This window comes from Achromobacter kerstersii (genome assembly GCF_902859595.1).
Lineage (GTDB): Bacteria > Pseudomonadota > Gammaproteobacteria > Burkholderiales > Burkholderiaceae_B > Achromobacter > Achromobacter kerstersii.
The window spans coordinates 227583-242804 of record NZ_CADIJQ010000006.1; the positions used below are offsets into that span (position 1 = coordinate 227583).

The window sequence follows — 15222 nt, forward strand, 5'->3', positions numbered from 1 at the left end:
AGGAACGGATCAGGAGGTCAGGCCGAATTGCCGGCCTGGCGTCTGGCCTTCCAGGTACACCTTTTCGGTCTGGCCGACGAAGCGCGCCAGCGAAAATTCCCGCAGCGCCGTGCTGCGGGCTTCTTGCCCCATCTTCACGGCGATGCTGCGGTCATTCAAAATCGACGATACCGTCGTCAGCACGCTGCTGACTGAACCGGGCGGCACCACCCAGCCGTTGCGGCCGTCGGTCACGTTCTCGGTCAATCCGCCCACCTTGCTGACGATGACGGGCTTGCCGGCCGCCATCATTTCGCGGCAGGCAAACGAAATCGTCTCAAGCCGCGACGACAGCACGAAGCCCACATCCAACGCCGCCAGGAACGGGCGCACGTCATCCAGCAGACCCGTGAAAATAACCTGATCCGTCATGGCCAGATCAGCCACGCGCTGGCGCTGCTCGTCATCGGGCGCCTTGCCGGCGATCAGAATCACGACCTGATCCCGCTGATGCTCGGGCAAGAGCGACACGGCGGTCACCATGTCCAGCCAATTCTTGTAGATGGCGGTGCCGGCGTTGCTGCCGATCACCAGCCGGCGCTGCATGCTGGCCGGCAACAGGGCGGCACGCGCCGCCGCCGCTTCTTCTGCGCTGGCCGGTTGATATTGCTGCGTGCAAACGCCGTTGTGCACCACCCGCAGGTCTTCATCGCGGAACACGGAATCTTTCATACGGCGAAAGGTATGGCCGCACACGCAGATGACGCGGTTCGTGCCCCACTTCGCGCGCATGCGCACGCCCAGGCTGTTCGAGGCCCGATCGGTGTGTTGCGTGTAGACGATGAACGGACGCTTGGCGCCCATGCCCACCGTAGCCAGCATGCACAGGCGGTGGTCGGCAGACCCATTCACATGGATGACGTCGAACTGCTCTTTGCGCAGCAAGGTGCGCAAGCGGCGCAACGCGCTTAACTGCTGAAACGGGCGCCCCTTGAACTCCAGGTCGATGGAATGCACGCCGGGCAAGGCATGCGCCTCGGCCAGCAGACGGCTGCCGCGCGGCGCGGCAACCGTAATGTGCGCGCGCTGGCGCAGCATGCGCGCCAGCGACATCACATAAGTGGTGTGGCCGCCGCCATCGCCCTGATGGAAATTGGTGTAGAGAATCTTCATGATGTAAGGCCCGAGAGCAGTTGCGGGGAAGGCGGAGACTCCCCTTGATTGAGCAAACAGCTCCAATGACGCTTTTCGAATACGTCATCGCCCAGACGGCTGCCGGGAGACAAGTTGTAGACCTTGACGCCACGTGCGGCGAGCAAGCGGCTGGCCGCGCGGAAAGCGGGTTCGATGTGGCCGGTGAATTGGCGGTCAAGTGCGGTGGCCAACTGCGCCCCGGGTTGTTCGTAGAAGCGCGGCCCAGCCGCCGCGGTCAGGTCCAGGCCGTGCAGGTACACGGTGCGCGCCCCCATCCAGGCCAGCAGCTGCAACGCCGTGTATGCCACGGTGCCGCCGCCAAAGAGGCCGCGCGCGGGGTTCAGGCTGAAGCCGTGTGCGTGTTCAGGGTTGTGCGCGTCGAACAGCACCAGCTCGGGGTCACGCGCCAGTTGCGCTTCGAGCTCATCAGGTTGCGCGCGCGGTTGCAGCGCGCGCTGGTGCACTTCTTCGAACAGCGCGATGCGGCAACGGATGGCGCCGGCATCAAACAGGAAGGCAATCCAGCGATAGACCTCGGGCGTGACGAACAGCAGCAGGTCTTGAGACAGCACCTCGGCCACAAGATCGCGCCGGCGCTTGACGAAGCCGGCGTCCAGCATCGCGTAGTAATCGAAGCGCAACGCGGGATGCTGGCGGCGCAGCGCGATGGACCCGTTCACGCCCATGACGGAACGTAGACCGCATTGCGCGTAATCGATCTGCGCAACCGACGGACCGCTAAGAATCAAGTGTGCGTCGCCGTGAATGGCGCGCGGCACCTGTCCCATCGGCAGCGTGGCCGGCCCGCGCACGCCCACCAGATCGCACGCCACCAGTTGCTCACTGCCTTCGCGCCGCACCTTCACCAATGGCCATAGCGTCTCGTTGTGCCGATAGGCTCCGCCACGCGTGTAGCGGTAAAAATAGCGAAAGCCTTTGGTCAACGGACGCGAGCGAAGCAGGCGAGGGACAAGCGCAAAACGGGTCATGAATGGGTGCCACTGAAAGCGCGGCGAAACCTAGCGAGAGGCGGATTCTACTCAGCCGCCCCCCCTCACGACGGGTTCGAAACATTTGAGATGTAACAGCATTGGAGGCGGCCATTTGCCCCTTAATTTGGCGGCTGCCGCCTAGCGTTTCCGGGCTTCCCACATAGCGGAACGGGGGCAGCCAAACGCGTCGACATTGCACCAGAACCGTGCATACGCACTGTGCCTTCGGCACTAGCCGGCCTGATCCGGGCGGGACGCGCCAACGTACCTTCCATTACGTTTTGCGCCAAAACGAAAGGCGACTGCAAGCAAGCACCGCAGCCGCCGGTTGCCGCGTTCAGCGCGCGTGGCGCACGCTCATCAGGCTCAGGATCTCGAACATGATCTGCGCGCCCGCATGCGCGGTGTTCGCCGTGGCGTCATAGGCCGGCGCCACTTCAACCAGATCCCCGCCCACGATGTTGATGCCCGCCAGCCCGCGCAGCATCGCCTGCGCTTCGCGCACCGTCACGCCGCCAACCTCTGGCGTGCCGGTGCCGGGTGCGAACGCCGGGTCCAGGCAATCAATATCGAACGAGACGTACACGGGCGCGTCGCCCACCACCTCGCGGGCGCGGGCGATGATGGCAGGAACGCCCATCGTGGCGATGTCTTCGGCGTGAATCACCGTCATGCCGGACGCGTACGAGAATTCCCACAAGTATTCCGCCGCGCCGCGGATGCCGATTTGAATGGTGCGGGTGGGGTCCAGCACGCCATCCAGCACGGCCTGGCGGAACGGGCCGCCGTGATGGAAGCGGCTGCCATCGAACGGGCCACCGGTGTCACAGTGCGCATCAAAGTGGATCAACGCCAACGGTTGTTCGCGCCCCAGCGCCCGCAGGATCGGCAGCGTGACGGAATGGTCGCCGCCGGCGGACAACGGCATGACGCCCGCCGCGTGAATCTTGGCGTACGCGTCTTCGATGTCCTGATGCGATTGGTCCAGGCTGAACCGGCTGCGCATGGGCACGTCGCCAATGTCGGCCACGCGCAGGTCGCGCGTGGGGGTACAGCGCAGCACGTGGTGGTACGGGCCGACGCGTTCAATGGCGCGCAGCGCGCGCGGCCCGAAGCGGCAACCGCTGCGGTTGCTGGCGCCCAAATCCATCGGCACGCCTGTCAGCGCCACTTGCAGGTCACCGAAGTCGGGCGCGCTCCAATCGATCTGGTGTGCGGGCGCATCCATCAGCGTGGGCATGCCCGCGTAAGGCGCGCTGCGCGTGCCGCTGGCGTCGATGATGTTGGCGGCCACGGCGCTGAAATGCGGGTCGTGAATCTGCGCTTCGTTGTCGCCGCCAAAGCGGGCGCGCAAGGCCGCGAGCTTGTCGGGGGTGTAGGTCATGCTGGTCTCCTGTCAGGGATGGATGGGGGGATGGCTGATGTCGGCGGGTTCATTCCGCCCCGGCTGGGCGGGCGGGCGCGTCGCGATGCCGCTGCGGGGCGGGCGCTTCCCGGTGTCGCTGCGGGGCGGGCGCGTCGCGGTATGCCCGCGCCGCCTCCGCGCGGCCCAGCAGGCTGATCGCAATGAAACTGATGGCGCTGGCTGCCAGCGCGGCATACACCGGCGTGTTGGCCGCCAGCCCGTCTTTCAACATGAAGCCAATCGCGGTGAAGCAGCCCAGCAGCATGCTGGCGATGGCGCCCGCGGTGGTGGCGCGGCGCCAGTAGATGGCGCCCAGCAACGGCACCAGCATGCCGCCCACCAGCAGGTTGTAGGCGCAGGTCAGGGCGCTGAGCACGTCGTCCACCACCAGCGCGATACCCAGCGCCGACACGCCCGCCAGCAGCGTGATCAGCCGGTTCAGGCGCACATCCGTGAACGCGCGGCCGCCGCGCAGCGCGGGCAGCAGGTCTTCGGTCAAGACGGTGGACGTGGCCAGCATCGCCGCGCTGGCGGTGGACATCATGGCCGCCAGCGCCGCCGCGATGACCAGCCCCCGGATACCGTCCGGCAAGCTGGCCTGCACGATGGCGGCAAACGCGTTGTTCACATTGTCCAGATCGGGCAGCAGCACTTTGGCGGTCATGCCGATCAGCGCGCCCACCAGGCCGTAGACAATGCAGTACAGCCCCGCCACGGTGCCCGCCACCTGCGCCACGCGGGTCGTGCGGGCAGTGAAGACGCGCTGCCAGATTTCCTGCCCGATCAGGATGCCCAGGAAGTAGATGACGAAGTACGTGATGATCGTGCTCCAGCCGATGGCCGCCATGTCGAAGCTGGCGGCAGGCAAACGCGCGACGAGCTCATCCCAGCCACCGACTCGCATCAAACAGATGGGCAGCAAAATGAACATCAGCCCCACCGTCTTGATCACGAACTGCACGATGTCGGTCAGCGTCAGCGACCACATGCCGCCCACGGCGGAATACAGCGCCACGACGCCGCCGCCCACCACCACCGACACCCAGAACGGCAGGCCGAACAGCACCTGCATGACGGTGCCGATGGCAATGACGGAAGTGGCCGCCAGCATCAACGCATACGCCATCATCACCAGCGCGCTGACGTGCTTGGTGTTGGCGGTAAAGCGCCGCTCAAGCACCTGCGTCACCGTGTAGATGCGCAGCTTCAGCAAGGGCTTGGCCAACACCAGGTTCAGCACCATGATGCCCAGCCCCAGCGCGGCGCATAGCCAGAAGCCCGAGATGCCGTACACATAACCCAGCCGCACTGTGCCGACGGTGCTGGCGCCGCCCAGCACGGTAGCGGCCATGGTGCCCATGTACAGGCTCGGCCCCAGATTGCGCCCGGCCACCAGAAAGTCTTCCTGCGTCTTCGCGCGCCGCATGCCGTACCAGCCCAGCAGCAACATGCCCGCCAGATAAATCAAGACGACGCCAATGTCCAGAATCATGTCCCACACCTCCCCACACGCCTATCGCCGGCATCACACCGAGCCGGATAGAAGTTATTAATCGCCGTTTCACCGTATTGCAGGGCTCGGCCGTTTTGATGTGCGGTCGATGGCTTCCTTCAGCCGCCCCGACAGCCCTGTGGATAATAGGAATGACGCCAACGCTGATCCATATCTCGTTCGACTTACAAGCATCGATGCACGTCGATGTTTTATAGGTGCTAACCCTATGCTCTCCCAAGTTTCCGACCTTGATCTCCGCTTGATCCGGGTGTTTATCGCCATCGTGGATGCGGGCGGCGTGTCGGCCGCGCAGGACATGCTGGGCGTGGGGCAGTCCACCATCAGCAGCCAGCTGGCCACGCTGGAAACGCGGCTGGATTTCAAGCTGTGCGAACGCGGACGCGGCGGCTTCCGGCTGACGGCGAAAGGCCAGCGTTTTGAAAAACTGGCGCGCGGCGCGCTGGCGTCGTTGAACACCTTCAGCGCCGAAGCGCGCAACATGCATCGGCAGTTGGTGGGCGACCTGACGCTGGGCCTGATCGGCAACGCCACGATGGCGCACAACGTGCGCATCGGACAGGCCATCGAACGCTTCCGCCAGCGCGACGAAGCCGTGCGCTTGTCAGTACTGATCCGCGGGCCGCGCGAACTGGAAGAGCTGCTGTTGAAAGACGACATGCAAGTTGCCGTGGGCTACTTTCTGCACCGCGTGCCGATGCTGGACTACACGCCGCTATTCCAGGAGCGCCAGGTGGCGTACTGCGGCGCAACGCATCCGCTGGCGCCGCGCGCCGGCCGCGTCACAGTGGACGAGGTGGCCAACGCCGACTGGACCTGGCGCACGTATCCGCTGCCAGAAGCCTCGTTCACGGGCCGGCCCCGCCGCATCACGTCACAGGCCGACAACATGGAGGCCGCCGCCATGCTGATTCTGTCGGGCGCGCATCTGGGCTATCTGCCTGAACACTTTGCCGCGCCCTATGTGGCGGCGGGCCTCTTGCACGCGCTGGACGCCAACACGTTCCGCTATGACGTCGACATCAGCATGGTGGCCAAGAAGCGCCCGTATCTGAACGACATCACGGTGGCGTTCCTGGAGGACATCCGGGCGGCGCTGGGGGTTGCGGCCAATGACGGCGCGGGCGGCCACCCTGGCCGCACGGAAGTCAGCGGCATCTGATATCGTTCCCGAACGCCCTTACGCCTTTCACCCACGCCCGATGCCGCTACGCCCCGACTCCCCCGCCTTGCAAGACGCCATCGCCGACGCCATCAGCACGGCCACGCGCGGCGCAGGCCGTGTGAACATTCTTATCGCCGGCAAAACGGGGGTAGGCAAAAGCACGTTGATCAACGCCGTCTTTCGCGGCGAACTGGCCAAGACCGGCGCGGGCAAACCCGTCACGCAAAGCACGCAGGAATACACAAAGCCCGGCCACCCGCTCACCATCATCGACACGCGCGGCCTGGAAGTGGGCGACTACGCGCGCTCGCGCCAACAGCTGACGGACCTGATCCAGGAACGTTCCGCCTCGGACGACCACGACAAGCATGTGCACGTGGCATGGCTGTGCATTCAGGACAGCAGCCACCGCGTTGAAGACGCCGAAATCGAACTGTGCGACATGCTGGCCAACGCCGGCATTCCCGTCGTGGCCGTGCTGACGAAAGCGCGCAAGAACAGCCCCTTTCTGGACGAGGCGCGCAAGCTTTTGCCGCGCGCAAAGCAGGTTGTGGCGGTGCGCGCGCTGCCAGAATGGATCGACGAGCTGGACGCCGAGCTGCCGCCGATGGGCCTGGACAACCTGATCGAAGCAACGGCTGAATACATCCCCGAGGCGCAGCAACGCGCCTACGCCAACGCGCTGTCCACCCGCAACAAGAAGGCCCTGGAAGTAAAAAAAAAGCGGGCTGAGATAGAGGTGAACGTGGCCGCAGGGCTGGCCGCATCGGCCGCCGCCGCGCCCATTCCGTTCTCGGACGCCTTTGCGCTGGTGCCCATTCAGGTGGGCATGATCGCCAAGATCGGCATCACCTTCGGCATGGAGCTGGACACCACCGCCATCACCACGCTCGTCACGTCCACGCTGGGCGCGTCGGCAGCCACGCTGATCGGGCGTTCGGTCGTGTCGGGCATGCTGAAGTTCATTCCCGGCGCGGGCAGCGCAATCGGCGGCACCATCGCCGCCACCACGGCGGGCGCCATCACCAAGCTGCTGGGCAACGCCTACGTGGCGGTGCTGTATGACTTCTGCCAGAAGAACCCCGGCAAGGACATCGACATCGCCATGATCGCGCAGGCGTTAAAGCAGCGGGTGAAGCTGTAGCCACCGCGCACCGCCGATGCAATCAAATGTGTTTCGGCGACATGATTAGCAAGATTCGCGTTTTTCTTTCTAACGCGTTAAATATTGCGCTCCCCACGACGTAAAGCCGTATATCCCTCAGTTTTTTCGCGGGACAGCCCACGTGTGCGCCGGCAAGGCGCGCAAGACGCGGCCGCTCCAGCCCGCCCCCCATCCAATGATCATCGACAACTCCGACGTCATGTACCGGCACCTTGTGCAGGGCGTCGTCGACTACGCCATTTACATGCTCCATCCGGACGGCACCGTCGCCAACTGGAATGCCGGCGCCCAGCGTGCCAAGGGCTACACCCAGGAAGAAATCGTCGGCAAGAATTTCGCCTGCTTCTACAGCGAAGACGACCAGGCGGCCGGACTGCCGCAATTCGGCCTGGCAACCGCGCGCGAACAAGGACGCTTCGAGGCTGAGGGATGGCGGGTGCGCAAGGACGGCACGCTGTTCTGGGCCAACGTCGTCATCGACGCGATCTACGACGAGCAGGGCGCGCTGCTGGGCTTTGCGAAGATCACGCGCGACGTCACCGAACGGCGCGAACGCGAGCAACAGCTCTTGAAGGCCAAGGAACTGGCCGAACACTTCAATAGCGAACTGACGTCACTGTCGAGCTTCCTGGAAGCCGTGGTGTCGCACATTCCGTCGTGCGTGCTGGTGCTGGACGCGGTGTCGCGCAACATCCTGCTGGCCAACCGCCAGGCGGAGACCACCTTCGGCGCGTCGCGCAGCGACATGATGGGCAAGCCCGCGCAGCGCAGCCTGCCTCCGCCCGTCTGCGCGCTGTTCGACCGGCTGACCAATGAAGCGCTGCGCTCGGATGGCGGCTTGCGCGAAGCCGAAGAAGAACTGATCACCGCGCGCGGCCCGCGCACCTTGCGCACGAAGACACTGGTTTTCCACAGCAACGACCCGCGCTCGCGCTACGTGCTGCTGATTACGGACGACGTCACCGACGAAAACGCGGCGCATGCGCAAGTGCGCTACATGGCGCACCACGACACGCTGACCGGCATGCCGAACCGGCGCCTGTTCCGCGAACAATTGCTCAAGGCCTTGAGCAGCCGGACGGGCGGCCGCAGCACGGCGGTGCTGTGCCTGGACCTGGACAACTTCAAAAGCGTGAACGACACGCTGGGCCACCCCTGCGGCGACGAACTCTTGCGGCTGCTGGCCAAGCGCCTGCCCAAGAGTTTGCGCGAGCACGACACGCTGGCCCGCCTGGGTGGCGACGAGTTCGCCGTGGTGCTGCCCAACATCGGCGAAAAGGACGACGTGCGCAAGATGGCGGAACGGCTCATCGACGTGGTGCGCCAGCCGTTTGAAGTGGACGGCCACACCGTACCCATTAGCGTCAGCATCGGCATCGCGCTGGCCGAAACGGCCGACTGCACCGCCGACCATCTGCTGCGCTACGCCGACATGGCGCTGTACGAAGCCAAGCGCAATGGCCGCAATTGCCTGGCCTTCTTCAAGCCCGAGATGGAGACGGCGGCGCTCAAGCGGCATGAAGTCGAAATGGATTTGCGCCAGGCCATCATGTGGCAGCAGCTGCAACTGCATTACCAGCCCATCATGGACGTGAGCCATGTGCGCATCGTGGGCCGCGAGGCGCTGATGCGCTGGCAGCATCCGGTGAAGGGCCTGATCATGCCCAGTGACTTCATCCCCATCGCCGAAGAAACCGGGCTGATCCACGAGCTGGGCGCCTTCACCTTGCACGAGGCCTGCGCCGAAGCCATGCGCTGGGACGACCATGAAACCGTGGCCGTGAACCTGTCGGCCAGCCAGTTCACCAATAGCGCGCTGGTGTCGCTGGTGGAGTCGGCGCTGTCGAAGTCCGGGCTGCCGGCGCGCCGGCTGGAGCTGGAAATTACCGAATCCGTGCTGCTGGCCAACTCCGCCGCCAACCTGAACACACTGAATCGCCTGAAGGAGCTGGGCGTGAAGGTGGCGCTGGACGACTTCGGCACGGGCTATTCGTCGCTGGGCTATCTGCGTTCGTTCGAGTTCGACAAGATCAAGATCGACAAGTCGTTCACGCAAGACGTGGAATCCAGCAAAGAGGCGCTGGCCATCATCCGCGCCATCAACGGGATCGGGCGCAGCCTGGACATCCCCACCACGGCGGAAGGCGTGGAAACTGCCGAGCAGCTGGACCGGCTGACGCAGGAAGGCTGCTCGCATTTCCAGGGCTATCTGCTGGGCCGGCCGGTGTCGCACGACGCCACAGCCGACGCCACAGCCGACGCCCCACACAACGCCGCACCCGGCGCCGCGGACTAGCGCGGCCGGACGGCCCCGCAATCAGGGGCCGTCCCCGCAATTCGCGGCCCCTGGCGCGCCCGGCCAGACCTATACTTTTCAAATCATCGGGTGCGCTGCGACGCGCCATCCTGCCCGATGCCTGCCGTGCCGCGCGTCGGAAGTGCCATCACGCAAGCCGCCCCAGCGGGGTCTCCCCCGGAGCGCTGCGCAAGGAGAATTCCATGACTCGCAAATACATCGACTGCCGCGAATTTCCGAGCGACATCAATTGCTCGGTGGCCTTTGCCGCGGATTCCGACGACGAGCTGTTGGAAACCGCCGTGCAGCACGCCACCACCGTACACAAACACACCGACTCGCCCGAACTGCGCACGCAACTAAAAGGCATGTTCCGCGACGGTACGCCGCCCGCAGATTCACCGCAGCGCGTTTGACCGCGCTGCTTACCAGGCCAGCGTCTGCACAAACTGCGCGACGCCGGTCTGGATACCCTCCGCCGGCAGGGGCGCCCTTAGAATGCTGCGACGCTTGTCCCGGTCCACCACCCAGAACACCATCTGCGCAGGCGGCGCACCAAACGGACCGCTCAGGCTGATCGTGCGGCCATCATGGGGCTTGGCTTCCACCTGGAACGTATATTGACGGCCTTGTACCGCACCCTTCATGCCTTCCTGCGCGTGCGGCGCGAAGGCCTCGGTTTTCAGGTTCAGAATGCGCAGGCCCAGGTTGTCTTCAATGAAGGACCGCATGGACGCTTCCAGCTTGTCGTCCGGCACCGCTGCGTTCTGGTTCAGCGCCAGGCCCAATTGTTCGCCTGTCTTCAGCTTGCGATAGTAAAAGCGGTTCGAGTCGATGGGCTCCAGCCGGAATTCGCCGATGCGCAACGGCAGCGTCATGCCCGTGTCGTCGTACACCACCACCGGGCTTTTTTCAGCGAGTGACCATCCATCGCCCAGGCTGCCCACCCACTGGATGAACTGACGATTCAACGCCACTGCTTCCTGCGTGCGGCCTTGGCGGTACGCGACGTCAGCCGCGATATCCAGCGCGGTCTGATAGAGCGATTCGTCGTGATACGCCTTGCTCGCATGCGCCCAGGCCGGCAGCGCCAGCTCCAGGCTGCGCCGGGCTTCGGGCAGATCGTCGCGGTCATAGGCGGCGCGGCCGATCACGGTATTCAAGCGCGCAATCTCCAGCGGAAAGACCGCATCGGGCAGGGCGGCTTCAGACAGCTCGGCGGCCTGGTCCCAGTCATGCGCCATCGACCAATACGAATCGATTTCGCGGTCCTGCTCCTGCATGGTCTTGTCACGGAAGAGGCGCACATCCCCCGTCCACGTCATGGCGTCAAACAGCTCACGCAGTTGGGCGATGGCCGCGTCCTGCTTGCCTTGCGGGAACGAGGCGCGCGCCTCGACATACCACTCGCCGCGCGCCGCGATCCATTGCGCTTCAATGCCCTTGCCGCCGGGGTAGTCGGCCTGCAACGCGCGCTTGGCGGCCACGGCGTCCTTGAACGGCAAGCCCGGCAACGCGGCTTCCGTGTCGGGCGCCGGTGTCTGGTCGCCTTCGGGTTCGCCCATCCGCCTGGCCAATGCCTGGCGCCGCGCTTGCGCGTCTTTGGCGCGCAGGTCTTCGCGATACGAGACCCAGATGCGGGCCGACAGCGCACTGCCGTCGTCCAGGGTTTGCATGTAATCCAGCTGCGCGCGTTCCGTGCGGCTGTCGGCCGGCTTGAAGCTGACCAAGGCCCAGCGGCCCGTGGCAAGCGGCAGGCTCATGCCGGCCAGCGTGTAGTTCAAGCGGCCAGCGGCAGCATCACGCGTCCAAAGTCCGGGGTAGGCGTTGCCCTGCGCGTAAATGCGCGCCTGCAAGCGCGCCACATCGGCGGCTTCGTTGGCGGCGGCGGCTTCGCGCACGGCCATCACCAGCAGTTGTTCCGTGGCGTCTTCGCTGGCGTTGCGCTTGTCGAAAATGACGATTTGCGCGTCGGCCTCGCGGCGCGCGTCGCTGTAGCGCTGTTGCCTGTGCAGCAGGCGGACGAGCGTGGCGACGGCGTCGTATTCTTCGTAGTGGTTTTCGCCCTGGCGCGCCGCTTCGACTGCCTTGCGGGCCGCGCCGGTAGCGGCGGGCCAGTCCTTTTCAGCGATCAGGCGATGGGCCTCCTGCATGTGCTGCACGAAGGGGGAAGTCTGCGGCGGGCTGGCGTCGGCGGATGCCGGAACGCTTGTGGCGGCGTCCTGATTCTCCGCCCATGCCGCAGCGGGCCAGAGGGTGGCGCTGGCGGACAAGAGCGCGGCGGCAAGCAGCGTGCGAGTCAGAGGGGTGAGCATGGGCGTCATCTTAAAACTCCCGCACTTCGTCCATGGCCTCTTCCACGCGCGCGCGGTCCAGTGCGTCGATGCGGTCGCCCGCCACCTCGCGCCGCTTGGCCTCCACCGCGTCGACGATGCCCATCAGCGCCATGTAGATCTGCTCGCGTTCCACCGTTTCAATGAAGCTGGAACGGCGGTCCATGGCGTTGAAGCCTTCGGTGTACGCCAGCACAACGGGCCGCAAGGCGTCGGCCAGCGGACCGGCTTGCGTGGCCATGTCAGCCGCCAGCTTCAGCGCATCGGTGCGTGCCTTGCGGTACAGCGTGGCGGCCTTCTTGGCTTGCGCCGACGTCACGAATTCGCTGCCATCCCATTCGCGAAACGGGTTGTCCAGATTCGCGGCCAGCCACTCGGGCTTGCGCGGCTGGCGCACGCTCAGGTTCAAGCCGCGCGCCGTCTCGGCCTTGTAGGCTTTCTTGGCGGCCGCCGCCAAATCAGCCGGCACGCTGGTCAGCCACAGCATGGCCAGCGCTGGCCATGCCGACGGCCCCGGCAGGGCGGCATCCGCAGGCGGGAACACGTCGTTAAGCATCAACGTAGTCAGCGACTTCAATGCCGCCAAGCGTTCCAAGCCCTGCAAGATTCCCGGTGCGCCCCAGATGCGCAGGTCCTGCAAACGCGGGAACGCCTGCACGATGTCGTTGGCGTCCAACGACTTCACGCCATGCAGGTTCAGCGACGACACCTCAGGCAAGCCCGACCACACGGGCGCCACGGCTTGAAGGTTCACCGTGAGCCAACGGCCGTTGTCTTCGCCATGCACCACCAGATCGGCGCTGGCCGTGCCGTTCAACGTCAACGTATCCAGGCCGTGGTTCAGATGGATTTCGCGCACGCCCGTCATGTCGATGGCCACACGCCCCAGGTTCGTGCCGCGCAGATCGATGACGGGCGTGTCCTGGCCCGACAGAATCAGTTCGTTGATCGTAGGCCGTGTGCGCAGCCACGGCAGCAGCCCAGGCACGGGCGCATCGGCTTCCACCGTGGTCAGCAAGGGCAGGGCATCCAGGTCCGCCAGCGCGGCCAGCGCGCTCAGCACCTTGCCGTTCACGCGGCCCGTGGACCGCGTCAATGCCAGGCCGCCCGCCTCCAGCACCACCGTCTTGTCGTGGCGTTCTTCCCGGGCCGCCGTCTTGAAACGCGCGCGCACGTCGGCATCGATGGCATCCCAGCGGCGTTGCAGAAAATGCGTATCGCCATCCGGCCAGCCACCGCCAAAGCTCTGGGTATCGGCCGTGACCAGCGGCTCGCGCCGGCCCACATGCTGAAAGCGCTGCGGCACAGGCCCTTGCAGCCACAGGTGCTGGCGGTGCGCATTCCAGAACATGAAGTCGAAACTGCCGGGCCGCATGGCGTCCAGCGCCGCGTCGTCGGGCAGGCTCTTGCCCAGCCAGTCCAGCGTCAACACCGCCAGTAGCCCCGCGCGATTTTCGCCCCCCACATGGGTCACTTGCACCGCCGTATAGGCATCGAGTCGGCTGTTATGAACGACGTAGATATCTCCGGGCGCAGGCGTCATCGTGGCGGGTCCTTTTGGCGATTTAAAGGGGGCCAGTATACGGGTGCAAGGTGTCACGGCCGTGGAGGGGCACCCTTGCCACCCCCCGCGCTACTCCCGCGGAATATCCTCCGCCCGCACCGCCCGCCCCAGCAGCCAGCCCTGGCCGATGGTGGCGGGTTGACGCGACGACAGGTATTGCGCCTGCTCTTCGGTTTCGATGCCTTCGACGATCAGCCCCAGGCCCAGCTCGCGCGAGATATCAATGACGTGGTCAATGATGAGCGTGCCCGCCTGCTCCGCGCCAATCGCCTGCGTGAAGCGGCGGTCCAGCTTGATGGCGTCGGCCTGGATCTCGGCCAGGTAGTTGAGGTTGGAATTGCCGGTGCCGAAATCGTCGATCAGTATCCGGAACCCCTGACGGCGCAAGGTGCGAATCGTGCCCAGCACATGGCTGTCCGCCAGCGGCGTGCCTTCGGTGATTTCCAGCGCCACCCGTTGCGGCGCAATGCCTTGCTCGTTCACCCGGCGCAGCAAGAAATCGGGATACGCGTCGTTCTGCAAATCTTCCGCCGACACATTGATGCTGACGTAGAACGCCGGGTCGGTGCGCAGGCGTCCCGCCAGCTCGTGCAGTGCCCGCTCCGTCACCAGCCGCGACAGCTCACGCCCCAGGCCGATCTCTTCCGCCAGCGGCACGAACAGCGCGGGCGGCACGGCCGAGCCGTCGCGCGCGCGCCAACGCGCCAGGGCCTCCACGCCCACGAGCCGGCGCGTCGCCAGTTCGCGCAGAGGCTGATAGCGGACCTGCACATCGCCGCGCCGGATGGCTTTGCGCAAGGTGGCGCGATCGCTCTTGGATTGTTGGCGCCACAACACGCACAGGCCCGCCAGCAGCCCGCCCACGAGCGCGCCGGCAGAGGCCAGGATCAAGGCGGGTAAGGGGAACCACGACTGCACATGGGCGCGCGACACGGCGCAGATGTCCACCGTGCCGGGCGCGCATTCCGCAATCACGCGTTCGGCCCGCCAGCTGGTTTGCGACGCGTTGTCGCCTTGGTTGAATGCCAGCCCGTCAGTGCGGCCAAAGCGGCGGAACACATGGGCGCCATCGCGCGTTTCGACTTTGGCGTCGATGCCGGAACCCGGTTCGGGAAATCCGTCAAAGGCGCCCGGCGCGGTAAACACCACCACGTTATTGCGCGCGGCCATGTCGCCGATGATGCGGCGGTCGATGATATTGGCGGCGCCCACCCATAGCGTGACGCCGTTACGGGTTTTGAAGGCTTCGGGCGGCAACGCGTGGGGTTCCGCTAACAGCCCCCACGCGGCGGAACACACCAGCATGCCGTCACGCAGGCGGCCGATGTCGCGCAGAAAGGTGGCGTTGAACAACAGCACGCGCAACGTCGCAATGTCGGACGCCGAGCAAAGCGCCGTCGTGTGCGTGGCGGCGTCGATCAGGCGATGGCTTTCCTGCGCCACGCGCAGGGCGTGGGCCAGCAGGCGGGAATTATGGGCCGCCAGCCGGTCGTCGACCTGATTCAGTTCAATCAGCCGTCCGCCCAACAAGCCCGCCAGGAAACCCAGCGTCGACATCAACAGGACTACGGCCGTAATTCGAATACGTGACATCGGGGTAAGGGAGGGACACTGGC

11 protein-coding genes are annotated in these 15222 nt (G+C 65.4%); 4 read left to right on the forward strand and 7 right to left on the reverse strand.

The annotated features are described in order from the left end of the window. Positions 1–9: 9 nt before the first annotated feature. The 4 genes from HV765_RS19000 to HV765_RS19015 form a co-directional block, all read right to left on the reverse strand. Positions 10–1152, reverse strand: a complete 1143-nt coding sequence (locus tag HV765_RS19000; protein WP_175170622.1) for a glycosyltransferase — start codon at positions 1150–1152, stop codon at positions 10–12. After that, positions 1149–2162 carry a hypothetical protein gene (locus tag HV765_RS19005; RefSeq protein ID WP_175170623.1) on the reverse strand — a complete coding sequence of 338 codons (1014 nt, stop codon included), beginning with the start codon at positions 2160–2162 and terminating at the stop codon, positions 1149–1151. Before HV765_RS19005 ends, HV765_RS19000 begins: the two co-directional genes overlap by 4 nt. A gap of 340 nt (positions 2163–2502) precedes the next feature. Continuing rightward, positions 2503–3549 (reverse strand): agmatinase, encoded by a 1047-nt coding sequence (speB, locus tag HV765_RS19010; RefSeq protein WP_175170624.1) that lies wholly within the window; start codon positions 3547–3549, stop codon positions 2503–2505. Between the two features lie 49 nt (positions 3550–3598). After that, the gene (locus HV765_RS19015; RefSeq protein ID WP_175170625.1) at positions 3599–5062 is read right to left on the reverse strand and encodes a sodium:solute symporter family protein; all 1464 of its coding nucleotides are present in this window, start codon (positions 5060–5062) and stop codon (positions 3599–3601) included. Between the two features lie 229 nt (positions 5063–5291). Between HV765_RS19015 and HV765_RS19020 the strand changes: the two genes are divergently transcribed. From HV765_RS19020 to HV765_RS19035, 4 genes are all read left to right on the forward strand, one after another. Beyond that, positions 5292–6245 (forward strand): LysR family transcriptional regulator, encoded by a 954-nt coding sequence (locus tag HV765_RS19020; RefSeq protein WP_175170626.1) that lies wholly within the window; start codon positions 5292–5294, stop codon positions 6243–6245. Between the two features lie 40 nt (positions 6246–6285). Then, positions 6286–7392, forward strand: a complete 1107-nt coding sequence (locus HV765_RS19025) for a YcjF family protein (RefSeq protein ID WP_175170627.1) — start codon at positions 6286–6288, stop codon at positions 7390–7392. A gap of 196 nt (positions 7393–7588) precedes the next feature. Then, the gene (locus HV765_RS19030; RefSeq protein ID WP_175170628.1) at positions 7589–9709 is read left to right on the forward strand and encodes a putative bifunctional diguanylate cyclase/phosphodiesterase; all 2121 of its coding nucleotides are present in this window, start codon (positions 7589–7591) and stop codon (positions 9707–9709) included. Between the two features lie 203 nt (positions 9710–9912). After that, a complete protein-coding gene (locus tag HV765_RS19035; protein ID WP_054421132.1) occupies positions 9913–10125 on the forward strand; it encodes a DUF1059 domain-containing protein in 213 nt (70 codons plus the stop codon). 9 nt (positions 10126–10134) lie between these two features. Here HV765_RS19035 and HV765_RS19040 read toward each other — a convergent pair whose 3' ends face one another. From HV765_RS19040 to HV765_RS19050, 3 genes are all read right to left on the reverse strand, one after another. After that, entirely contained in the window at positions 10135–12024 is a 1890-nt protein-coding gene (locus HV765_RS19040) for a hypothetical protein (RefSeq protein ID WP_175170629.1), read from the reverse strand. A 10-nt stretch (positions 12025–12034) separates the two neighbouring features. Continuing rightward, positions 12035–13585 carry a gliding motility protein gene (locus HV765_RS19045; RefSeq protein ID WP_175170630.1) on the reverse strand — a complete coding sequence of 517 codons (1551 nt, stop codon included), beginning with the start codon at positions 13583–13585 and terminating at the stop codon, positions 12035–12037. Between the two features lie 90 nt (positions 13586–13675). Continuing rightward, positions 13676–15163, reverse strand: a complete 1488-nt coding sequence (locus tag HV765_RS19050) for an EAL domain-containing protein (RefSeq protein WP_054421390.1) — start codon at positions 15161–15163, stop codon at positions 13676–13678. Between the last annotated feature and the right edge of the window lie 59 nt (positions 15164–15222).